19 protein-coding genes are annotated in these 22,514 nt (G+C 66.9%); 6 read left to right on the top strand and 13 right to left on the bottom strand.

All coding sequences use genetic code 11. The annotated features are described in order from the left end of the window. Positions 1-68: 68 nt before the first annotated feature. Positions 69-1,697 carry a peptide chain release factor 3 gene (locus tag QFZ42_RS00405; RefSeq protein WP_307699053.1) on the top strand — a complete coding sequence of 543 codons (1,629 nt, stop codon included), beginning with the start codon at positions 69-71 and terminating at the stop codon, positions 1,695-1,697. Positions 1,698-1,704: 7 nt separating this feature from the next. Further along, positions 1,705-2,541 (top strand): HAD-IIB family hydrolase, encoded by an 837-nt coding sequence (locus QFZ42_RS00400; protein WP_307699052.1) that lies wholly within the window; start codon positions 1,705-1,707, stop codon positions 2,539-2,541. Here the strand turns inward: QFZ42_RS00400 and QFZ42_RS00395 are convergent. Further along, positions 2,531-3,796: an MFS transporter gene (locus QFZ42_RS00395; RefSeq protein ID WP_307699051.1), complete on the bottom strand. Its 1,266-nt coding sequence runs from the start codon at positions 3,794-3,796 to the stop codon at positions 2,531-2,533. The two genes, QFZ42_RS00400 and QFZ42_RS00395, sit on opposite strands and share 11 nt — an antisense overlap. A gap of 88 nt (positions 3,797-3,884) precedes the next feature. Here QFZ42_RS00395 and QFZ42_RS00390 point away from each other — a divergent pair, with 88 nt between their 5' ends. After that, complete coding sequence (locus QFZ42_RS00390) at positions 3,885-4,487, top strand: TetR/AcrR family transcriptional regulator (protein ID WP_307699050.1); 603 nt, start codon at positions 3,885-3,887, stop codon at positions 4,485-4,487. On the opposite strand, the gene QFZ42_RS00385 is transcribed toward QFZ42_RS00390, so the two are convergent. The 4 genes from QFZ42_RS00385 to uvrA form a co-directional block, all read right to left on the bottom strand. After that, on the bottom strand, positions 4,441-5,424 hold the full coding sequence (locus QFZ42_RS00385; protein ID WP_307699049.1) for a Bug family tripartite tricarboxylate transporter substrate binding protein: 984 nt from the start codon (positions 5,422-5,424) through the stop codon (positions 4,441-4,443). The two genes, QFZ42_RS00390 and QFZ42_RS00385, sit on opposite strands and share 47 nt — an antisense overlap. Before the next feature lie 113 nt (positions 5,425-5,537). Next, positions 5,538-6,584, bottom strand: coding sequence for a histone deacetylase family protein (locus tag QFZ42_RS00380; protein ID WP_307699048.1), 1,047 nt, complete (start codon positions 6,582-6,584; stop codon positions 5,538-5,540). Positions 6,585-6,591: 7 nt separating this feature from the next. Then, the gene (locus QFZ42_RS00375) at positions 6,592-7,641 is read right to left on the bottom strand and encodes an ornithine cyclodeaminase (protein WP_307699047.1); all 1,050 of its coding nucleotides are present in this window, start codon (positions 7,639-7,641) and stop codon (positions 6,592-6,594) included. A gap of 117 nt (positions 7,642-7,758) precedes the next feature. After that, on the bottom strand, positions 7,759-13,602 hold the full coding sequence (gene uvrA / locus QFZ42_RS00370; RefSeq protein WP_307699046.1) for an excinuclease ABC subunit UvrA: 5,844 nt from the start codon (positions 13,600-13,602) through the stop codon (positions 7,759-7,761). 174 nt (positions 13,603-13,776) lie between these two features. On the opposite strand from uvrA, the gene QFZ42_RS00365 reads away from it, so the two are divergent. Next, a complete protein-coding gene (locus tag QFZ42_RS00365; RefSeq protein ID WP_307699045.1) occupies positions 13,777-14,883 on the top strand; it encodes an ABC transporter substrate-binding protein in 1,107 nt (368 codons plus the stop codon). A 158-nt stretch (positions 14,884-15,041) separates the two neighbouring features. Further along, on the top strand, positions 15,042-16,166 hold the full coding sequence (locus QFZ42_RS00360) for an ABC transporter substrate-binding protein (RefSeq protein ID WP_307699044.1): 1,125 nt from the start codon (positions 15,042-15,044) through the stop codon (positions 16,164-16,166). 27 nt (positions 16,167-16,193) lie between these two features. On the opposite strand, the gene QFZ42_RS00355 is transcribed toward QFZ42_RS00360, so the two are convergent. From QFZ42_RS00355 to QFZ42_RS00320, 8 genes are all read right to left on the bottom strand, one after another. Continuing rightward, complete coding sequence (locus QFZ42_RS00355) at positions 16,194-16,340, bottom strand: hypothetical protein (RefSeq protein WP_307699043.1); 147 nt, start codon at positions 16,338-16,340, stop codon at positions 16,194-16,196. A 119-nt stretch (positions 16,341-16,459) separates the two neighbouring features. Next, positions 16,460-18,154 (bottom strand): MFS transporter, encoded by a 1,695-nt coding sequence (locus QFZ42_RS00350; RefSeq protein WP_307699042.1) that lies wholly within the window; start codon positions 18,152-18,154, stop codon positions 16,460-16,462. A 166-nt stretch (positions 18,155-18,320) separates the two neighbouring features. Then, entirely contained in the window at positions 18,321-18,965 is a 645-nt protein-coding gene (locus QFZ42_RS00345; protein ID WP_307699041.1) for a 2-hydroxychromene-2-carboxylate isomerase, read from the bottom strand. Beyond that, on the bottom strand, positions 18,962-19,228 hold the full coding sequence (locus tag QFZ42_RS00340) for a DUF1289 domain-containing protein (RefSeq protein ID WP_307699040.1): 267 nt from the start codon (positions 19,226-19,228) through the stop codon (positions 18,962-18,964). Before QFZ42_RS00340 ends, QFZ42_RS00345 begins: the two co-directional genes overlap by 4 nt. Continuing rightward, positions 19,225-19,713 carry a YbaK/EbsC family protein gene (locus QFZ42_RS00335; RefSeq protein ID WP_307699039.1) on the bottom strand — a complete coding sequence of 163 codons (489 nt, stop codon included), beginning with the start codon at positions 19,711-19,713 and terminating at the stop codon, positions 19,225-19,227. Before QFZ42_RS00335 ends, QFZ42_RS00340 begins: the two co-directional genes overlap by 4 nt. A 33-nt stretch (positions 19,714-19,746) precedes the next feature. Next, the gene (locus tag QFZ42_RS00330) at positions 19,747-20,667 is read right to left on the bottom strand and encodes a hydroxymethylglutaryl-CoA lyase (RefSeq protein ID WP_307699038.1); all 921 of its coding nucleotides are present in this window, start codon (positions 20,665-20,667) and stop codon (positions 19,747-19,749) included. Between the two features lie 142 nt (positions 20,668-20,809). Next, positions 20,810-21,103, bottom strand: coding sequence for an acylphosphatase (locus QFZ42_RS00325; RefSeq protein ID WP_307699037.1), 294 nt, complete (start codon positions 21,101-21,103; stop codon positions 20,810-20,812). A 24-nt stretch (positions 21,104-21,127) separates the two neighbouring features. Continuing rightward, the gene (locus QFZ42_RS00320; RefSeq protein ID WP_307699036.1) at positions 21,128-22,048 is read right to left on the bottom strand and encodes a 2-hydroxyacid dehydrogenase; all 921 of its coding nucleotides are present in this window, start codon (positions 22,046-22,048) and stop codon (positions 21,128-21,130) included. Between the two features lie 138 nt (positions 22,049-22,186). Between QFZ42_RS00320 and QFZ42_RS00315 the strand changes: the two genes are divergently transcribed. Next, the gene (locus QFZ42_RS00315; protein WP_307699035.1) at positions 22,187-22,501 is read left to right on the top strand and encodes an EthD family reductase; all 315 of its coding nucleotides are present in this window, start codon (positions 22,187-22,189) and stop codon (positions 22,499-22,501) included. Positions 22,502-22,514: the final 13 nt, after the last annotated feature.

Below are 22,514 nucleotides of genomic sequence, written 5' to 3'. Positions count from 1 at the left end.
CGGGCCTCGGCCGTCCGGCTCCCGCCCCGCCTTCTAAAATCGGGCAATCCCCCCGCAGATTGCCCATCTTGTCTTTTGTCTCAGAAACCCGCCGCCGCCGCACCTTCGCGATCATTTCCCACCCTGACGCCGGCAAGACCACGCTGACCGAGAAGCTGCTGCTTTTCTCGGGCGCGATCCAGATCGCTGGCTCCGTGAAGGCGCGCAAGGCCTCGCGCCACGCGACTTCCGACTGGATGGAAATCGAGAAGCAGCGCGGCATTTCCGTGGCCTCGTCGGTCATGCAGATGCTGTACCGCGACCACGTCATCAACCTGCTCGACACACCCGGCCACAAGGACTTCTCGGAAGACACCTACCGCGTGCTCACCGCGGTCGACTCTGCGCTGATGGTGATCGACGCGGCCAACGGCGTGGAAGCGCAGACGCGCCGGCTGATCGAGGTTTGCCGCCAGCGCGACACGCCCATCATCACCTTCGTCAACAAGATGGACCGCGAAGTGCGCGAGCCGCTCGACATCCTCGACGAAGTGGAGCGCGAGCTCGGCATGCCGTGCGTGCCGATGACCTGGCCCGTGGGCCAGGGCAAGAGCTTTCGCGGGATCATGAACCTGCGCACGCAGACGATGACGGTGTTCGAATCGGGCAGCGAGCGGCTGCCGCAGGACTTCGAAACGATTGCGCTGACCGAGCGCGACACGCTGACGAAACGCTTCGGCGCCGACTTCGAATCCGCAATGGACAGCATGGAGCTGGCCACCGGCGCCTCCCCCACCTGGGACCGCGAGGCCTTCCTGGACGGCAAGCAAACGCCCGTGTTCTTCGGCTCCGGCGTGAACAACTTCGGCGTGATGGAAGTGCTCGACGCGCTGGTCGACCTGGCGCCCTCGCCGCAGTCGCGCATCAGCACCACCATGGTCAACCGCCAGCCCGTGGTGAAGGAGATTCAGCCGGAGGACAAGGACTTCGCGGGCGTGGTCTTCAAGGTGCAGGCCAACATGGACGCCAACCACCGCGACCGCATCGCCTTCGTGCGCATGGCCTCGGGCAAGTACACGCCGGGCATGAAGCTCAAGGTGCAGCGCACGGCGAAGGAACTACGGCCGACCAGCGTCGTCACGTTCATGAGCCAGCGCCGCGAGGCGGTCGAAGAGGCCTACGCAGGCGACATCGTGGGCTTCACCACGCACGGCGGCGTGCAGCTGGGCGACACCATCACCGATGGTGCGAGCCTGCAGTTCACCGGTCTGCCCTTCTTTGCGCCCGAGTTGTTCATGACCGTGATCCTGAAGAACCCGCTGCGCACCAAGCAGTTGCAGCAGGGTCTCGCCCAGCTCGGCGAAGAAGGTGCCATCCAGGTGTTCCGCCCCGAGGTCGGCGGACCGATGCTGCTGGGCGCCGTGGGCCAACTGCAGTTCGAAGTGGTGCAGCACCGCCTGAAGGCCGAGTACGACGCCGACGTGCGGCTCGAGGGCTGCCAGTACACCGGCGCGCGCTGGATCACGGCCGACACGCCGGCCGAGCTGCGCGAATTCGTCAACGCCTACCCGGTGCGCATGGCCAAGGACGCGGCCGACACGCTGGCCTTCTTGTGCACCTCGCCCTACGACGTGCGGCTGGCGCAGGAGCGGTTTCCCAAGATTCATTTCCATCCGCTGCGGGAGCACGCGGGGCTGGCGCTGCAGAGCGCGGGCTGAACCAGGCATGCGCCAGTCGACCGTCCTGCCCCCCTCGCCCCATCATCTGCTGCCGCTCGCGCAATGGCCGGCGGCTGCGCGCACCGATCTGATCGGCGTGTTCACCGACATCGACGACACGCTCACCAACGAAGGCGCCATCACACCCGAGGCGCTGAAGGCGCTGGGCGACCTCAAGGCTGCCGGCCTTCACGTCGTGGCGATCACCGGCCGGCCGGTGGGTTGGAGCGTGCCTTTCGTTTCAGCATGGCCGGTGGATTCGATCGTGGCGGAAAACGGGGCAGTCGCCTTGCTGCCCCTTCCGGGTGGCAAGCTGCAGAAGCGCTACCAGCAGGACGCAGAAACTCGCGCCGCCAATTTCGACCGCATGCAGGCCGTGCTGGCACGCATCGAGCGCGAGATTCCGGGCGCGCGGCGCGCCACCGATTCAGCCGGACGCGAGACCGACATTGCCATCGACCACAGCGAGTTCGTGCAGCTGAGTGAGGAGACCATCGCTCAAGTCGTCGCGCTGATGCGCAGCGAAGGCATGCACGCCACGGTGAGCAGCATCCACATCAACGGCTGGTACGGCGACAACGACAAGCTCGAGGGCGCACGCTGGATCGTGCGCGAGCTGTGGGGCCGCACGCTCGACGACGAAATCGACCGCTGGGCCTACGTGGGCGACTCCACCAACGATCAGCTGATGTTCCGCACCTTCGCCCACAGCATCGGTGTGGCAAACGTAGCGCGCTTCGTGCCTCAGTTGGAGCACCTGCCGCGCTACGTGACCGAGGGCGAGCGCGGCGTGGGCTTCGCCGAGGCGGTGCGGGCGATGCTTTTGGCGCGCGCTACCGGCTGACCGGAAGGCCGCGCGCGTTACTGCGCAGCGCCGCCCATTGCCGCCAGATGCCGAAGGCAGCGATCAGCAACAGCACGGCCGCATAGCCCTCCACCGTGCTGAGCAAGCCGAGCGGCTTCACCAGGAAGCCCGCGAGCATCGCAGGCAAGCTGAAAGCGAGGTAGCAGACCACGAAGATGGCGGCGAAGAGTTCGCCGCGCTGGTGCGAATCGGCAAGCGGCGCCAGCCTCTGCACCAGCGCCGAAAACGCACCGCCGAAGCCCAGGCCCGCGATCGCGGTGCCCACGAAGAACACGGCCAGCGATTTCGTTGCCAGCGAGGCCAGGAGCAACACCAGCCCGATAGCGATGCTGGCCGTGCCAAAGACGACAGTCCGCGGCGCGGGGAATCGGCCGAGCAACGTGGGTGCGAGCGCACCGAAACCTGAAAGCACCGCCACCGTGAGACCGTTGACCACGCCGTTGTCGATGTGGAACACATGCAGCATCAGCGACGGCGCGAGCGAAAGGTACAAGCCGCCGAGCGCCCACACCGCGATGAACACCGGCAGGCCGCGCACGAAGTCGGCCCGCGCCCGCGCGGGGATCGACACGCGCGGCACCAGCGATGCCAGCGCACCGGCGCGTGGCGTGACGGTCTCGGGCATCCACAGCACCACCGCCGCGCCCACCGCGAACACCACGGCCAGCACGCCGAACACCAGCATCACCGGCTGGGCTGTGAACTTCACTGCCATGCCGGTCAGCAGTGCGCCCACCGCAAGCCCCGCGAGCGGTGACACGCTGGTGATCATCGCACCCAGGCGCTTGCGCGAAGCCGGCGCCGCCTCGACCACCGCGGCGCTCAGCGCGCCGCTGGCAATGCCCGTGGCTACGCCCTGCACGATGCGCGCGACGATCAGCCCGGCGATGTCCTGCGCCAGCACGAAGAGCCCCATCGCCACCGCCTGCAGCACCAGCGCCGCCAGCACCACCGGACGGCGGCCGATGTGGTCCGACAGTGAGCCGGCCACCAGCAACGAGATCAGCAGCGCGATCGCATAGATCGCGAACGCCACCGTGAGCATCGACGCCGAGAAGCCCCAGGCGTGCTGGAACACGACGAACAACGGCGTTGGCGCGGCGGCCGCGAAGAAAAAGGCGAAGAGCACCGAGGCCAGCAGCGGGAAACCGACCGCCGCGGGCATTCGCCAGGGCTTGGAACGGGCAGCGACGTCAGCGGTGGCAACGGCGAGTTCAGGGCAGGAGGAAGGCATATCAGATCCTTAACGCAACTTTTTTAGCTTTTGCGATTCTAGACCTGAAGATTCACTAAAGCAAATAGCTTTGCGTTAAAGTCCGTACATGACCGATGTCGTCCTTCCCAACAAGCGCCCCGGCGGCCGCAGCGCCCAGGTGCAGGCCTTGGTGCGCACCGCCCTCGAACAATTGGTGGCCGAAGAGGGGCGCGAACGCGTCACAGTGCCCGCCGTGGCCGAACGAGCCGGCGTCAGCGCCTCCAGCATCTACCGGCGCTGGGGTGACCTGTCGGGGCTGCTGGCGGAGACGGCCACGCACCGGCTGGACCCGAATCGGCCGCTCCCCGATACGGGCTCGTTGCGCCAGGACCTGACCTCATGGGCGAAGGAACTCATCACTCACCTTGCGCAGCCGTGCAGCAAGTCTTTGTTGAAAGCCGCGGCCGCGTTGGCCAACGACGGTGCGGACACCGATTGCCTGCGCAACCGACGCAAGGAAGCTCTGGCGCTGGTCGAGCAGGCGCACGCCCGCGGCGAGCAGGCGCCGGAAGCGCAGCAGGTCATCGATCACCTGATTGCGCCGATCATCTTTCGTCTGGTGTTCGGAGCCGAACCGGTCCAGCCGGAGCTGGCGGAGCGGCTGGTGGACGAACTGTTCGCGATCAGTTCGTCTTCGGTTGTTCCTTCGCCAATCCCAGCTTCTCGATAACCACCTTCTCCTTCACCACCGTGTCCTGCGCGAACTTGGTGTAGGTCGCCGAGCTCATGTAGTTCGGCAGCATGTCGTAGCGGCCCAGCGACGCCACGTAGCTTGGCTCTTCCATGGCCTGCTTGAACGCGTCGTGCAGCTTCTTCACCACTTCGGGCGACGTGCCCTTGGGCGCGCCGATGCCGAAGGGTGAGTTCTGCACCACGTCGTAGCCCAGTTCCTTCAGCGTCGGCGCATCGGGGAACTTGGCCAGGCGCTTCTCGCCCCAGGTGTTGAGCACGCGCAGCTTGCCGGCCTCGACCTGCGGCGCGAATCCGGTGCTGTCGGCGGCGGCCATCAGTTGGCCGCTGACCACGGCAAGCATCAGGTCGGCGCTGCCCTTGTAGGGCACGTGCTGCAACTGGATGCCCGCCTTTTGCGCCACGATCTCGGTCGTGAGGTGCGGGCTCGTCAGGTTGCCCGTGGAGCCGTAGGTGAGCCGGCCGGGGTTGGCCTTGGCGTAGGCCACGAAGTCGGCCCAGGTCTTGAACGGGCTGTCGGCCGGCACCACGATGCCGAAGGCGTAGCCCGTGACGTTGATGACGTAGCTGATGTCCTTGAGCGGGTCCCAGTTGATCTTGGTGGTGTAGCCGAGGCGGAACACGCCGAGCGGAATCTGCGCGACGGTGTAGCCGTCGGGCTGCGAGGTCTGCAGCGCCTGGGCCGGCAAGGTGCCGCCGGCGCCCGGCTTGTTGTCGATGATCACGGGCTGGCCGAGGATCTTGCTCGCGTTGTCGGCCAGCTGGCGCATCGTGATGTCGGTTGGCCCGCCGGCGGGGAATGCGACGATCAGCTTGATGGGCTTGGCGGGAAAGGCCTGAGCGAGCGCGGCCAGGGGAGAAAGGAGCCCGCAAGCAGCGGCAAACGTGGCGGCACGGAGAAGGGATCGGCGGGACATGACAGATTCCTGAAACGGAGGCAAAGGGCGCATTGGGCCCTGCCCTTTCCCCCTCGGCAATCGGTGCTCACCCGACTGTGTCGCCTATGCGGCTCGGTGCGGCTGCGTGCAACTCAGCGCGCAGCCTGCTCGAAACCTTCGAGCACGTTCACCGTGTTGATGCCCACTTCCGCGACCGCGTAGCCGCCTTCGAACACGAACACTGTGGGCAACCCCGAGCGCGCAAGGTCTTCTCCCATGCGCAGGTAATCCTCGCTTTTCAGCCTGAAGCCGGAGATCGGATCACCCTCGAAGGTGTCGACGCCGAGCGAGACCACGAGGGCGCCCGCCTTCACCTTCGCTATGCCCTCGAGCGCGGATTTCAGCGCGGCGCGCCAAGCGGCAAAGCCCGTGCCGCGCGCGAGCGGCAGGTTGTGGTTGAAGCCCTCGCCTTGGCCGGCACCGCGCTCGTCGGCATGGCCGAGGTAGTACGGGTAGTCGGTGAACGGATCGCCATGCAGGCTTACAAAGTGAACATCGCTGCGTTCGTAGAAGATGGCCTGCGTGCCGTTGCCGTGGTGGTAGTCCACATCGAGCACGGCCACGCGCTCGACGCCCCCATCGCGCAGCGCCTGTGCGGCCACGGCCGCGTTGTTGACGAAGCAGTAGCCGCCGAAGAAATCCGCACCCGCATGGTGGCCGGGCGGCCGCGTGAGCGCAAAGGCGGCGCGCCGGCCGCCGATGACGCGCTGCGCCGCAGTCCACGCGCAGGCCGCGCCATGCCGCGCGGCGGCCCAGCTGCCGGCCGTGAGCGGCGTGCCCGCGTCGAACGAGAACAGGCCCAAGCGGGCCGGAAAACTCTGGGGCAGCACATCGGTGCGCATGCCGCGCGTGGGCCAGTACGAAGGCAAGGCATCGCGCGACACATTGCCCGGATCGAGCGCCACCCATTCGTCCCAGGCATGCGCGATGAAATCCAGGTAGCGCGGCACATGCACCTTGGCCAGCAGCACCTCGTCGAAGGCATCGGGCATCTGCAGCGCGCCCAGGCCGCGGCGCTCCAGTTCGTGCCTCACATGGTCGACGCGCGCGGGCACCTCGAAGCACGGCACCAGATCGCCGCGGAACATCTCGACTTTGCCCTGGTGGAGTGCGTGCTGGTCGTTGTAGATGGTGAGCATGCTTCCATCATGCCGCACGCCGCAGCACCGCACGGCGCCGGCCGGAGGCGGTCAGCCCGAACAGATCCTTCGGGTCGTCGAGTTCGGGCACCAGTGCAATCTGCTGGCCCACGCCGCGCTCGATGGCCAGCTGGTGGATGTAGCGCAGCGCGGTGTAGTCCTCGAGCGCGAAGCCGACCGAATCGAACACCGTGACCTGGTCGGCGCTTTCGCGGCCCGGCACGTCGCCGACAAGCACCTTCCACAGTTCGTGCACCGGAAAGTCGGCCGGCAACTGCTGGATCTCGCCTTCGACGCGGGTCTGCGGCTCGTATTCGACGAACACGCGCGCCAGGCGCAGCACGTCGGGGTGCAGCTCGGTCTTGCCGGGCGAATCGCCGCCCACGGCGTTGATGTGCATGCCGGGCTCGATCATGTCGGGCGTGAGAACGGTGGCCCGCCCCTGAAACGCGGTGACGGTGGTGACGATGTCCGCGCCGCGCACCGCATCCGCCACCGAACGCGCACGCACGACGTCGAGCGGCGTGCAGGCGGACAAGTGACGCACCAGCTTGTCGGTCGCCTGCGGATCGGTATCGAAGACGCGCACCTCTTCGATACCCAGCAACGCATGAAAGGCCAGCGCCTGGAACTCGCTTTGCGAGCCGTTGCCGATCAGCGCCAGGCTGCGCGAGCCGGGCCGTGCCAAGGCCTGTGCCGCCATGGCCGAGGTAGCGGCGGTACGCAGCGCGGTGGTGAGCGTGAGCTCGGAGAGCAGCACCGGATACCCGGTGTCGACCTCGGCCAGCACGCCGAAGGCCATGACCGTGGGCAGCCCGACTTGGGTGTTGTGCGGATGGCCGTTGACGTATTTGAAGGCATAGGCGCCATCGTCGGCCACCGGCATCAGTTCGATCACGCCCAGGTGCGAATGGCTGGCCACGCGCGCTTTCTTGTCGAACTCGCGCCAGCGCAGGAAATCGTCGCGCAGCGCGTCGGCCAGCGCCTTGAGAAATTGCGGAACGCCGGTTTCGTCCACCAGGCGAACCAGGCTGTGAACATCGATGAAGCGGGTCATGACATGGCTCCTTGCGTAGCCCGGCACGGCGCTTCATCCCCTCACATGTTTACTCCACCATGGCTGATTCAGGATGCGCCTGCGCCAAGGGTTCAAGCCATTCTGCGCCTGCCTGCATCACCGCGCCAGTACCGGTGCCAAAGCGACGCCGGTGTGGGTCGCCAAACGCACCACCTCTTCCGGCGGCGCCGCAGCGACGATGCGCCCGCCGGCGTTGCCGCCTTCCGGCCCCAGGTCGATGATCCAGTCGGCCTCGGCGATCAGGTCGAGGTCGTGCTCGATCACCACCACGCTGTGGCCGCCGTTCACCAGCCGGTGCAGCACGTGGATCAGCTTCTCGACGTCGGCCATGTGCAGGCCCACGGTCGGTTCGTCGAGCACGTAGAGCGTGTGCGGCGCCTTCTGGCCGCGGCGCGTGATGTCGTCGCGCACCTTGCTGAGTTCGGTCACCAGCTTGATGCGCTGCGCCTCGCCGCCGGAGAGGGTAGGCGACGGCTGGCCCAGCGTGAGGTAGCCCAGCCCCACGTCCTTCAGCAGCTGCAGCGGATGGCTGATGTTGGGCATGGCCGAGAAGAACTCGACCGCCTCGTCCACCTCCATCTGCAGCACCTCGCCGATGCTCTTGCCGCGCCAGCTCACGGCCAGCGTCTCGGGGTTGAAGCGCGCGCCGTGGCACACCTCGCAGGGCACCTTCACATCGGGCAGGAAACTCATCTCGATGGTGCGCACGCCGGCACCGTCGCAGCCGGGGCAGCGGCCTTCGCCGGTGTTGAAGCTGAAGCGCGCCGGGCCGTAGCCGCGCGCCTTGGCTTCGAGCGTGTCGGCAAACAGCTTGCGGATGGTGTCCCAGAAGCCGATGTAGGTGGCCGGGCAGCTGCGCGGCGTCTTGCCGATGGGGGTCTGGTCGACCTCCAGCACGCGGTCGATGGTCTCGTAGCCCTCGACGCGATCGCAGCCCGACCACGCCGGGCGCTTGCCCACGGCATCGGCGTCGCGGCCGGCCTTGGTCATGCGCTGGATCACGACCGCCTGCACACTGGCCAGCAGCACGTCGCGCGCGAGCGTGGACTTGCCCGAGCCACTCACACCGGTGACCACCACCAGGCGGTGCAGCGGCAGCGTGGCGGTCACGTCCTGCAAGTTGTGCAGATCGGCGCCGTGCACCGTGAGCCAGTTGCCGCTGTCTTCCGCCTTCGGGTCGGGCGAAGGAATCAGCCGCCGTGCCTGCAGCGGATGCTTGATGGCATCGCGCAGGTAGCGGCCGGTCTGCGATTCGCCCGCGGCCTCGATGTCGGCCACCGAGCCTTCGGCCACCAGGCGCCCGCCCCGCTTGCCCGCGCTGGGACCGATGTCGATGATGTGGTCGGCGCGGCGGATGGTGTCTTCGTCGTGCTCCACCACCACCAGCGTGTTGCCCTTGTCGCCGAGCTTGTGCAGCGCGTCGAGCAGGATCTGGTTGTCGCGTGCGTGCAGGCCGATGGTCGGCTCGTCGAGCACGTAGCACACGCCCTGCAGGTTGCTGCCTAGCTGCGCCGCGAGCCGGATGCGCTGGGCTTCGCCGCCGCTCAAGGTCGGGGCGCCGCGGTCGAGCGTGAGGTAGCCCAGGCCCACCTCTTCGAGGAATTCGAGCCGGCTCTTGATCTCGGGCACCAGGTCGCGCGCGATCTCGGCTTCGCGGCCCATCAGCACCAGGCCTTCGAACCACTGCCGTACTTCGGTCACGCTCATGCGCGCGAGTTCGGTAATGCCGATGCCGCCCATGCCGTCGGCGAGCGATACGCCGAAGCTCACCGCGCGCGCCGTGGCATTGAGACGCGTGCCTTCGCAGGTCGGGCAGGCGGTGTCGGCCAGGTCTTCGACCTCGGGCTCGGCGAAGGTCTGTTCGCGGCCCTTGTTGTCGTCGTCGCGAATCGAATCGTCGAAGACCTTGCGCTGGTCCTTGCTGAGCTTCACGCCGGTGCCCACGCAGTCGGGGCACCAGCCGTGCTTGCTGTTGTAGCTGAACAGGCGCGGGTCGAGCTCGGCATAGCTGGTGCTGCAGACCGGGCAGGCGCGCAGCGTGGAGAACACGTTCACGCGGCCGATGCCGTGGGCCGACACGCCGGCCATCATCGCGGCCTTGAGGCCGTCGAGTTGGCTCAGCACATGCACCACGCCCTTACCGTGCTCGAGCGCCTTCGTCAGCGCCTCGCGCAGCTCGGTTTCATTCGAAGGCAGCACGTCGAGGCTCGCGACCGGCAACTCGATGCTGTGTTCCTTGAAGCGGTCGATGCGCGGGAAGCCGGTGGTCGGCAGGAACTCGCCGTCGACACGCAGGTGCGTGAAACCGCGCGGCCGCGCCCAGTCGGCCAACTCGGTGTACACGCCCTTGCGGTTGCTCACCAGCGGGGCGAGCAGGCCGATGTGTTGCCCCTTGAAGTTGCGCATCAGCTGCGCCGCGATGCTGTCGGGTGTCTGCGGCTGCACGGCCGCGCCGTCGTGGGTGCAATGCTGGATGCCGAGCTTCACGTACAAGAGGCGCAGAAAGTGCCACACCTCCGTGGTGGTGCCCACCGTGCTCTTGCGGCCGCCGCGCGACAGGCGCTGCTCGATGGCCACGGTCGGCGGAATGCCGTACACCGCATCCACCTCGGGCCGGCCCGCGGGCTGCACGATGCTGCGCGCATAGGCGTTGAGCGATTCGAGGTACCGCCGCTGCCCTTCGTTGAACAGGATGTCGAAGGCCAGCGTCGACTTGCCCGAACCGCTGACGCCCGTCACCACGCTGAACTTGCCACGCGGAATGTTCACGCTGAGGTTCTTCAGGTTGTGCTCGCGCGCATTGACGATCTCGATGGCGTTGCTGCCGGGCGCCGTCTTCGCGTTCGCGATATAGCGTCGCGCCGCCCGTTCGGCCACCTTGTAGGCCCCGGGACCGATGGCCAGCTCGTAGTCGGCCAGTGCCGCGCCGGTGAGCGAGGCGCGGTTCTCGCGCAGCTGCTCGGGCGTGCCCTCGGCGACCACCATGCCGCCGCCCTCGCCGCCTTCGGGGCCGAGGTCGATGAGCCAGTCGCTGGCGCGGATCACGTCCAGGTTGTGCTCGATGACGATCAGCGAATGCCCGGCGTCGAGCAGCTTGCGCAGCGCGCGCATCAGGCGCGCGATGTCGTCGAAGTGCAGGCCGGTGGTGGGCTCGTCGAACAGGAACAGCGTGCCTTTGCGCGCCACCGATTGCTTGCTGGCGGTGGCACTCTTGGCCGCTTCGGCGAGGAAGCCCGCGAGCTTGAGGCGCTGGGCCTCGCCGCCCGAAAGCGTGGGCACCGGCTGGCCGAGCTTGACGTAGTCGAGCCCCACGTCGGAAATCGGCTGCAGCACGCGCAGCACGTCGCGGTCGGCCTCGAACACCGCGGCCGCTTCGGCCACGGTGAGGTCGAGCACGTCGGCCACGTTGTAGTTCTTCCCTTTGCGCTCGACCTTCACCTCGAGGATTTCAGGGCGGTAGCGCTTGCCGTCGCAGTCTGGGCAACGCAGGTACACGTCCGACAGGAACTGCATCTCGACGTGCTCGAAGCCCGACCCGCCGCAGGTCGGGCAGCGCCCGTCGCCCGAGTTGAAGCTGAACTTGCTCGCGGTATAGCCGCGCTGGCGCGAAAGCGCCGCGGTGGCGAAGATCTCGCGAATCGCGTCCCACGCACCCACGTAGCTCGCGGGGTTGGAGCGCGCAGTCTTGCCGATCGGCGACTGGTCGACGAAGACCACGTCGCCCAAATGATCGGCGCCGAGCAGGCGGTCGTGCGCGCCCGGCGTTTCGGTCGCCTTGCCGAAGTGGCGCATGAGCGCGGGCGCCAGCACGTCCTGGATCAGCGTCGATTTGCCCGAACCGCTGACGCCGGTGACGCACACCAGCCGTGCGAGCGGAAACTCGACCGTCACGTTCTGCAGGTTGTGCTCGCGCGCGCCTTCGAGGATGAGCCGGTGCGTGTTCTCGCTCACGAGCCGCTTGAAGCCCATGCCGATCTTCTTGCGTCCGCCCAGGTATTGGCCGGTGAGCGTGTCGGCATCGCGCAGCTGGTCGGTGCTGCCGTCGAACACGATCTGGCCGCCGCGGATGCCGGGGCCCGGGCCCATGTCGATCACGCGGTCGGCCGCGAGCATCACGGCCGGGTCGTGCTCGACCACCACCAGCGTGTTGCCCGCGTCGCGCAGACGCAGCATGGCTTCGGTGATGCGGTTCATGTCGCGCGGATGCAGGCCGATGCTGGGCTCGTCGAGCACGAACAGCGTGTTGACCAGCGAGGTGCCCAGCGCCGTCGTGAGGTTGATGCGCTGCACTTCGCCGCCCGAGAGCGTGCGGCTCTGGCGATCGAGCGTGAGATAGCCGATGCCCACGTCGTGCAGATAGCGCAGGCGCGTGGTGATTTCCTCGAAGAGGAGTTTGAGGGCCTGCGCCTCCCCTTGCCTTGCTCCTTCCCCTTCCGGGGGAAGGTTGGGATGGGGGCCCGCGGCTCCCACCACGGCAGCAGGTCTTGCGGAGGTCGCGTGCCCCCACCCCTGCCCTCCCCCAGAGGGGGAGGGAGCCATTCCGTCGAAAAACCGCCGCAACCGCTCGATCGGCAGCAGCATCAAGTCATGCAGACACAGCCCCGGCAGGGCCTCGAGCTGCGCGCGTGTCCACTTGGTGCCGGTCGGCATGAAGCGCTTTTCGGGCGGCAGCACCGCGTCCGCGTCTTCCTTGCTCCCGATGCGCCACAGCAGGCTGTCGAGCTTCAGGCGCGCGCCGCTGCAGACAGGGCACGGCGTGTAGCTGCGGTACTTGGACAAGAGCACGCGGATGTGCATCTTGTAGGCCTTGCTCTCCAGGTAGCCGAAGAAGCGGCGCACGCCGTACCACTGCTTGTTCCAGTTGCCTTCCTTGTAGTTGGGCGTGCCCTCGATCACCCAATGCTTCTGCTCGTCGGTGAGCTTGTTCCAGGGCGTGTCGCGCGGAATGCCGGCGGCTTCGGCGTGGCGCATGAGGTCGTCCTGCGCTTCCTTCCAGGCGGGGGTCTGGATCGTCTTGATCGCGCCGGCGCGCAGCGTGAGCTTGTCGTTCGGAATCACCAGGCCCAGGTCGACGCCGATCACGCGTCCGAAGCCGCGGCAGGTGTCGCAGGCGCCGACGGCCGAATTGAACGAGAACATCGACGGGATCGGGTCGGTGTAGCGGATGTCGCTCTCGGGGCAGTGCAGGCCCGTCGAGAACTTCCACACATCGGTGGACGCGTTTTCCTCCGCGCCCGTGGCATGCACGGTGACGCGGCCACTGCCCCGCTTCAGGGCGACCTCGATGGCTTCCACCACGCGCGAACGCTCGGCGCTCGAGATGCGGAAACGGTCGGCCACCACATCGAGCACCTTGCGCGGCCCGGTGGGCGTGGCCACCTCGCGCTCCGACTGCACGCGCGTGAAGCCGCTGGCCGACAGCCATTGCGTCACTTCTTCCGCCGAGGTGCCCGCCGGCAGTTCGACCGGAAAGGTGACGACCAGGCGCGGATCTCCGGCGGCAGCCGCCCGTTCGGCAATCTCCGCATAGATGCTGTCGGGCGAGTCGTGGCGCACCGGCAACGCGGTTTCGCGGTCGAACAGCTGGGCCGCGCGGGCGTAGAGCAGCTTCAGGTGGTCGTTCAGCTCGGTCATCGTGCCGACCGTGGAGCGCGAGGAGCGCACCGGGTTGGTCTGGTCGATGGCAATGGCGGGCGGCACGCCCTCCACCTTGTCGACGGCCGGCTTGTCCATGCGGTCCAGGAACTGGCGCGCGTAGGCGGAGAAGGTCTCCACATAGCGCCGCTGGCCTTCGGCATAGAGGGTGTCGAACACGAGGCTCGACTTGCCCGAGCCGCTGGGCCCGGTCACCACGGTCATCTCGCCGGTTCGGATGTCGAGGTCGAGGTTCTGGAGGTTGTGCTGGCGCGCGCCGCGAATCCGGATGGAGCCCTGTGTCATGAGTGCCTTGGGGGGTGGGGCAAACATTCTAGGGAGTGGCCGGTGACATATTCGTGCACTCCGTCACATGGTCTGTGGCCGCGCAGGGGTTTGTACGGATTCAGTGCCGGACACTTTGAGTAACAAATGGCATCTTTTGTTTACGTTTCCTCGACTGCACTCTGAAAGTTACGCATGAAGAAGCTGCACACGTTTTGCGCCGCCCTGCTGACCATGGCCGCGACGGCCGCTTCGGCCCAGATCCTGATCGGCCAGACCACCGGCATCACCGGATCCGTGGCCGCCGGCGTGAACGAAACCACGAGCGGGGCCCAACTGGTGATCGACGCCGCCAACGCACAGGGCGGCATCCATGGCGAGAAGATCGAGCTGCTGCGCATGGACGATGGCTTCGATGTGAAGCGCGCCAGCGAGAACGCCCGCGTGCTGATCGAAGACAAGAAGGTGGTGGCGCTGTTCCTGAGCCGCGGCACCCCGCATTCGCAGGCCATCGTGCCGTGGCTCGACAAGCACGGCGTGGCGCTGATCGCACCTTCCACCGGCGCGATGGCGCTGCACAAGCCGGTTCTGAAACACGTCTTCAACGTGCGCGCAACCTACCAGCGCGAAGCCGAGAAGGCGGTTCAGCACCTTCTCACCACCGGCATTGCGCGCATCGCGGTGGTCCACGTGACCGACTCCTTCGGGCAGGACGCGCTCGAAGGCGCGATGACAGGCTTTGCCAAGGCCCAGTCCAAGCCCACCGTCACCGTGCCGGCCGACCGCGAAAAGCCCGACTACAAGACCATCGTGCCGGCCATCAAGGACGCCAATGCCCAGGCGGTGCTGTGGATCGGCTCGGGCACCGCGGTGGTCGAGGGCATCAAGGCGCTGCGCGCGTCCGGATCGGCCGCGCAGGTGGTCACCTTGTCGAACAACGCCTCGTCGGGGTTCATCAAGCAGTTGGGCGACGCGAGCAAAGGGGTCATCGTGACGCAGGTGTTCCCGAGCGAACGCTCCATCAGCTACCCGATGGTCAAGGAAGCCATGGCGCTTGCGCAGGCCAAGGGGCAAGCCGAACTGTCGCCGGCGGCACTCGAGGGCTTTGCGTCGGCGAAGGTGCTGGTCGAGGCGCTGCGCCGCGCCGGACCGAAGCCCACGCGCGCCAAGGTGCTGGCCGCGCTCGAAAGCCTGCGCGCCTACGACCTCGGCGGCCTGGAGGTGAACTATTCGCCGCAAGACCACTCGGGCATCGACTTCGCCGACCTGGCCATCATCAGCGACGGCCGTTTCAAGCGGTAAACCGCGCCCGAGCGGGGCGCGTTGTTGCTCTGCCCTGCCCCGCTCTCTCCATTGGAAACCATGGTTTGACAGGGTTTCCACGAGCGAGTGAACGCCACTCGCTGCACCACATTGCGCATCTTCCGACGGAAGCATCCGCTTCGCGAAAAGGTCGTTCGATGAAGATGTACAGGTCGTCCCGCGCCGCCGCGCTTCTGCTGCTTTTCGCCTCGGCCGTGGCGGCCTCCGGCGCATCGGCGCAGATCGTCATCGGCCAGTCGGCCGACCTGTCGGGGCCGGCGGCGGTCGGCGTGAAGGAAACCATCATGGGCTCGCAGCTGGTCATCGACCATGTCAACGCCCAGGGCGGCGTCCATGGCGCGCAGATCGAGGTGATCCGGCTCGACGACGGCCTCGACCCGAAACGCTCGCTCGAGAACACGCGGCTCCTGATCGAGGACAAGAAGGTTCTGGCGCTGCTGCTCAACCGGGGCACGCCCAACACCCTCGCCATCATTCCGCTGCTCGACCAATACGGCGTGGCGCTGGTCGGCCCTTCGACCGGCGCCATGGCGCTGCACAAACCGCTGCAGAAGAACATCTTCAACGTGCGTTCGACCTACCAGCGCGAGGCCGAAAAGGCCGTGCAGCACCTGTACACCACGGGCATCCAGCGCATTGCCGTGGTCCAGGCCGACGATTCGTTCGGCAAGGACGCGATGGAAGGCGCGAGCAAGGGTTTCGAAAAGGCGGGGCTGGCCCCGGCCGTGGTCGCGCTGGCCGACCGCAGCAAGCCTGACTATTCGTTGATCGTGCCGCAGCTGATCAAGGCCAACGCCCAGGCGGTGCTGTGGCTCGGCTCGGGTACCGCGGTGACCCAAGGCGTGAAGGCGCTGCGCGCGGCGGGATCGGCGGCGCAGATCATCACGCTGTCGAACAACGCGGCCTCGGGCTTCATCAAGGAACTCGGCTCGGCCAGCACCGGCGTGATCGTCACGCAGGTGCTGCCCTACGAACGCGCGTTCGGCCACCCGCTGATCAAGGAAGCACTGGCGCTCGCACAGGCCAGGGGCCAGACCGAGTTGTCGCCGGCGGTGCTCGAAGGCTTCGTCGCCACCAAGATCCTCGTGGAGGCCCTGCGCCGCGCCGGCCCCAGGCCGACGCGCGCCAGGCTGATCGCCACGCTCAACCGCTTTCAGTACGACGTGGGCGGCAAACTCGATGTGAACTACTCGCCGCAGGACCACACAGGCATCGACTACGTCGACTTGTCGATCGTCAGCGAAGGCCGCTTCAAGCGCTAGCCGTAGCCGCTGCCGCGCCGCAGCGCCTTACTTGGGTGCGGCGGCGGGTGCGGGCTCATGCACCGCGTCGCCGCCGTGTTTCTCGCCCGACATGTCGATCTTGTCGCCGGCTTTCGAGATCACGTACAGGGCAATGGCGGCAAAGATGACGAAGCCGACTACGAGTTTCCACATGGGTTCTGTCTCCGAGGGTGGGGATGCGAGGGTTCAAGAAAAAGGCCTCATGCCGACGGCATGAAGCCCCTTTGTTGAACGGAGGGCCGGCTCTCGCGCCCTCCTCCTGAACCTTGCGGTCAGTCGTTCGCGTAGATGTCCACGTCCTTGGTCTCGCGGATGAAGAGCGTGCCCACCACCAGCGTGACGCCGGCAATGATGATCGGGTACCACAGGCCGTTGTACATGTTGCCGGTCGAGGCCACGATGGCAAAGGCGGTGGTCGGCAGCAGCCCGCCGAACCAGCCGTTGCCGATGTGATACGGCAGGCTCATCGAGGTGTAGCGAATGCGGGTGGGGAACAGTTCCACCAGCATTGCCGCGATCGGGCCATAGACCATGGTCACCAGCAGCACCAGCCAGAACAGCAGCCCGATGGTCAGCACCTTGTTGATCTTCGCGGGATCGGCCTTGGCCGGATAGCCTGCGACCTTCAGGTCTTCGGCCACGCCCTTCTTGAAGGTGGCAATTTCCTTGGCGGAGCCTTCGTCGAACTTGAGGTTCACGACGTTGCCGACGGGCGCCTCGACCGTCTTGTCGCCGATCTTCACGACAGCCTTCGAACCCGGCGCGCCGGCCACGTTCTCATAGCTCACCGAGTTCTGCACGAGATAGCGCTTGGCGATGTCGCACGAACTGCGGAAATCGATCTCCCGGGCCACCGGGTTACCCTGGAACGAGCAGGTGGCCGGGTCGGCCGTGACCGTGACACCGGCCGTGGCCTGTGCCTTGGCCAGGTCGGGGTTGGCGGCTTCGGTCAGCATCTTGAAGACCGGGAAATACGTGACCACGGCCAGCAGGCAGCCCGCCATGATGATCGGCTTGCGGCCGATCTTGTCGGACAGCGTGCCGAACACCACGAAGAACGGCGTGCCGAGCAGCAGCGCGGCGGCGATCATCAGGTTGGCCGTGGTCGCATCGACCTTGAGCTGCTGCGTCAGGAAGAACAGCGCATAGAACTGGCCCGAATACCAGACCACGGCCTGGCCAGCCGTCAGGCCGACGAGCGCCAGGATCACGATCTTGAGGTTCTTCCACTGACCGAACGATTCGGACAGCGGCGCCTTTGAGGTCTTGCCCTCGGCCTTCATCTTCTGGAACGCGGGCGACTCGGACAGAGACAGCCGGATCCACACCGAAACGCCGAGCAGCGCGATCGACACCAGGAACGGAATGCGCCAGCCCCACTCGCCGAACGCCTGTTCGCCGAGCCAGGTGCGCACACCCAGAATGACCAGCAGGCTCAGGAACAGGCCGAGCGTGGCGGTGGTCTGAATCCACGAGGTGTAGGCGCCGCGCTTGCCGTGCGGCGAATGCTCGGCCACATAGGTGGCGGCACCGCCGTACTCGCCGCCGAGCGCAAGGCCCTGCAGCATGCGCAATGCGATCAGGATCACCGGCGCCGCGACGCCGATGGTCGCGTAGCTGGGCAGCAGGCCGACGATGAAGGTCGACAGGCCCATGATCAGAATCGTGACCAGGAAGGTGTACTTGCGACCGATCATGTCGCCGAGCCGGCCGAACACGATGGCGCCGAACGGCCGCACCAGGAAGCCCGCGGCGAAGGCCAGCAGCGCAAAGATGAAGGCCGCGCCCGCATCGAGGCCGCTGAAGAACTGCTTTGCGATGATCGCGGCCAGCGAGCCGTAAAGATAAAAGTCGTACCACTCGAAGACCGTGCCAAGGGAAGAAGCGAAGATGACCTTCTTTTCCTCCGCGGACATGGGCCGGGGGGCCGGATGCGGCACCCCTCTCGAATCCAGTGTTGCTGCCATTTGCGTCGTCTCCTGTGTATGCGTTCGTTCAGCCCCGGCATTCGGGACCGTGGAGCATTCTTGGAGCCGCGACTGACCCGAGCCTTTCGCGAAACTGAACCGACGCTTACGGATTAAGGTGAAACCCGCAGGGCTCGTTTCAGGTTGTAAGAAATCAGGCCGTCGTTCAGTTTTTGCTGCCGCGCAGCAAGGAAGGCCGCTGGTCGGCATCGGTCCATTGCGGGCCGTCGAACCATGTGTCGCCGCCGAGGTAGGCGCGCAGCATCGCGAGCCCGTCGAAGCCCCAGAACAGGCGGCCGTCGACCACGCAGGCCGGCGTACCGAACACGCCCAACTGCAGGGCCTCATCGGTGTTGCGCTTGAGCAGTGCCTTGCTCTCGTCGCTGTTCATGTCGCGCTTCAACTGCAGCTGCGCCGCGAGCGCGGCCAGGCGCGTGGCATCGCCCGCTTCTTCGCCGCCGCGCCACACGTTGCGGAAGATGGTCTCGGCCACAAGGCGATTGATGCTGCCGTCGTCCGAGGTCGAGACGGCGAGCCGCAGATGCGGAAGCGGGTTGTACGGGTGCGATGTCGGCATCTCGATCTGAATGCCGTTCGCATGGCCGAGCCAGAGCACATGCCGGTAGGTCCAGCTGCGCTTGGCGGGAATCTCGGCAGGGCCGAGCTGGCCATGGTGTTTGAGAATCGCGCCAAGCAGTACCGGCTTGTAGGCCACGCTGTAGCTCAGGCCTTCGAGCGCATTCGGCAGGTGCTCGAAGGCAAGGTGCGCATAGGGCGAAATGAAGTCCAGGTAGAAGTCGATGTGCTTCATGCGGTGTTGTCTCCAGATTCTTCCGGGACGCGCCAGATGCCGGCCCGTGCCCGCCACTCTATCGCGCGCCACACGCTGCGCCGCGCCGCGTCTTCCATCTTGCTCCAGCCGGCAATCTCGGGAATGGTGCGCAGGCACCCTTCGCAGAGTCCGCTCAGGCGGTCCATGCGGCAGACCGAGGTGCAGGGCGAGGGCGCGTCCTCGGCCAACTCCTGCACGGCGACCGCGCGCGCGGCCAGCGTCTCGGCTTCCGCGAAGTTCAAACCACGTCCGCCACCGGCGCGCCGGTGAGCGTTTCGAGGTCTTGCGGGCGCAGCTGGAACACCGCGTGCGGATGCCCGGCCGCGGCCCAGATTTCCTCGAAGCGGAACAGCTCGCGGTCGATCAGCACCACGGGCGGCGTGGCATGCGCCACCGGCGACACGCCGCCGATCGCGAAGCCGGTGCGCGCCTTCACGAACTCGGCGTCGGCACGGCCGGTCTTGCCGACGAGCGCATCGACTTTCTTCTCGTCGACCCGCTTGTCGCCCGAGGTGATGACCAGCACCGCCGCGTCGTCGCTCTTGCGGCGGAAGATGATGCTCTTGGCGATCTGCCCGACCCCGATGCCGAGCGCGTCGGCCGCCTGCTGCGCGGTGCGGCAGGCGTCGTCGAGCATGCGGGGCGAATGGGGATGGCCCGCGTCCTGCAGCACGCGAGAAACACGCTGCACGCCTTCGGGCAGCGAATGAAGTTCAGCGCCGCACATCGTTGCTCCTCCCATGATTTCTGATGGCGCTCATCATCCCGCCCTCTTGGTACGGATGGCCTTCGACGCCCGCGAGTTCGGCTCGCGCCCCAGCGCCTCGCTGATGTACACGCCCGCGTCGATCAGCTTGTCCAGGTCGATGCCGGTCTCGATGCCCATGCCGTGCAGCATGTAGACCACGTCCTCGGTCGCCACGTTGCCCGTCGCGCCCTTGGCGTAAGGGCAGCCGCCGAGGCCGGCGGAGGACGACTGGAAGTTCCAGACCCCCAGCTCCAGCGAGGCCAGCGTGTTGACCAGCGCCTGGCCGTAGGTGTCGTGGAAGTGGCCCGAGATGTGGTCCACGCCGAAGTGCGCCAGCGTGGCCTCGATGGCGGCCCGCACCTTGCGCGGCGTGCCCACGCCGATGGTGTCGGCCACGTCCACGCGCTGCACGCCGATGTCCTTCATCAACTTCGCCAGCATGCCCACGCGCTCGGGTGCGACCTCGCCTTCGTATGGGCAGCCCACGGTGCACGACATCGCGCCGCGCACGTCGATGCCCTTCTCGCGCGCCGCGGCCACCACCGGCGCAAAGCGCTCGATGCTCTCGGCGATCGAGCAGTTGATGTTCTTCTGGCTGAAGGCCTCGCTCGCCGCGCCGAACACCACGATCTCGTCGGGCCACTCTTCGCGCGGCGCGGCAATGGCGGCCTCGAAGCCCTTCATGTTGGGCGTCAGCACCGAGTAGCGCACGCCGGGCTTGCGCTGGATGCCGCGCATCACCTCGGCGTTGTCGGCCATCTGCGGCACCCACTTGGGGGAGACGAAGCTGGTGACCTCGATTTCCTTCAGGCCGGCGTCCTGCAAGCGGTGCACGAGGCCGATCTTGATTTCAGCGGAGACGGGTTGTTTCTCGTTCTGCAGTCCGTCGCGCGGACCGACGTCGACGATCTTGACCTTGGCGGGGAGTTTCATGGGATGTCTCTGGGTTCGCTGGGAAAAGAAGAAAAAGCCGTCCGTCGATTGTCGGCCACCAGCGTTCCGCGTGCTCGGCGGCGCCTGCCGCAGGGGTTGCAAAGCCCGCCTTCGGCGTTGCAGATCGTGCCAGCGCCGCAGCTCACACGGTTTCGCGCTGCACGAAATCCGACGGCGGCCCGGCGGGCGCAGGCGCCTCCTCCGCCTCGATGGCATCCACGCGCGCGCCATCGGGCCCGCGGCGGGCCCACGCGACCAGCGCATCGACCGCAGCGGCGGGGCCGAAGGCCAACGCCTCCACGCTGCCGTCGCGGCGGTTGCGCACCCAGCCATGCACGCCCAGGCGCCGTGCGGCCTGTACCATCGACCAGCGATAACCCACGCCCTGCACGAGGCCGCGAACGACGAGGTGGCGGGCGATGTCGGGTGGATTCATGGCATGGGCCACATCAATAGCTGGTCAGTAGCCGCGGACCGGATCGACCACGCCGCTGACCGTCAGGCCCTGCTCCATCGCGCGGATCTTTCCGGCGATCTGCGCGATCGATTCCTCGCGCAGCGTGCGCGCCGAGCCGTGCGGCGTGACGGTGATCTTCGGGTGGCGCCAGAAGGCGTGCTCGGCGGGCAGCGGCTCGACCTCGAACACGTCGAGCGTGGCGCCCGCCAACTGCCCGGCGTCGAGCATCGGGATCAGGTCGTCTTCCACCAGGTGCGCACCGCGCGCGATGCTGATGAGATAGCCGCCCGGCCGCAGCTTGCCGAGCGTATGGCGGTTGAGAATGCCGCGCGTGGCCTCGGTCAGTGGCAGCAGGTTGACGAGCACGCGCGTGGACGACAGGAACTCGTCGAACTGCGCCTCGCCGCTGAACACCTTCACGCCGTCGATGGCTTTGGGCGAACGGCTCCAGCCCAGCACCGGAAACTCGAACTGCGCGACCGCTTTCGCGACCCGCTCGCCGAGCACGCCCAAGCCCATGATGCCGACCGGGAAGTCGCGCCGCAGCCGCGGCTTGCGATAGCTCCAACGGCCTTCGCGCGCATCGGCCTCGTACACGTCGAACTCGCGGAAGTGCCGGATGAGCGTGTGGCACACGTACTCGGCCATCTGCACCGACATGCCGGCATCGTCGAGACGCACGATGCGCGTGTGCGCAGGCACGCGCAGCTTGAGCAGGGCATCGACGCCCGCGCCGATATTGAACAGGCCGCGCAACCCGGGTTGCTCGTCGAGCAGCTGCTGGGGCGGCGCCCACACCACCGCATGATCGGCCTGCGCGGCGCCCGGTTGCCAGGCCTCGATCTGCGCATCGGGCAATTCGGCCGTGAGGCCTTCGATCCACGGTTCGGGGCGGTTGTCGGTGAGAGAGACGATGATTTTCATGCCCGAATCTTAGAGCGGCCGGCTTGGTCCCGCCCTGCCCCGGGGCCACGGACCCCATCGGCCGCTTGTACCGCCCCGGACCTTCTTCTATGCTGGTGCGCGACCACCGAAGACCTCGAAACACCAGGAGACCGAAGCATGATCAAAGTCAGCGTGATGTACCCCTACACCCAAGGCGCACGGTTCGACCACGCCTACTACCGCGACAAGCACATGCCGCTGTTGAAGGCGCGCATGGGCGATGCCTGCAAGTCGTACACCATCGACAAGGGGCTGGCCGGCGGCGAGCCCGGCACCCCGCCGACGTACGTCGGCATGTGCCATGTGCTTTGCGACTCGGTCGATGCGTTTCAGGCGGCGTTCGGCCCGCACGCCGGGGAGATCCTCGGCGACATCAAGAACTACACAGACATCGCGCCTGTCTTGCAGATCAGCGAAGTGGTGGTGGGCTGATCCCGCAGCGGGG

This window comes from Variovorax paradoxus (assembly GCF_030815855.1).
Lineage (GTDB): Bacteria > Pseudomonadota > Gammaproteobacteria > Burkholderiales > Burkholderiaceae_C > Variovorax > Variovorax paradoxus_M.
Note: the sequence above shows the minus strand (reverse complement) of the source record. Positions and strands in the feature narration are given on the sequence as shown.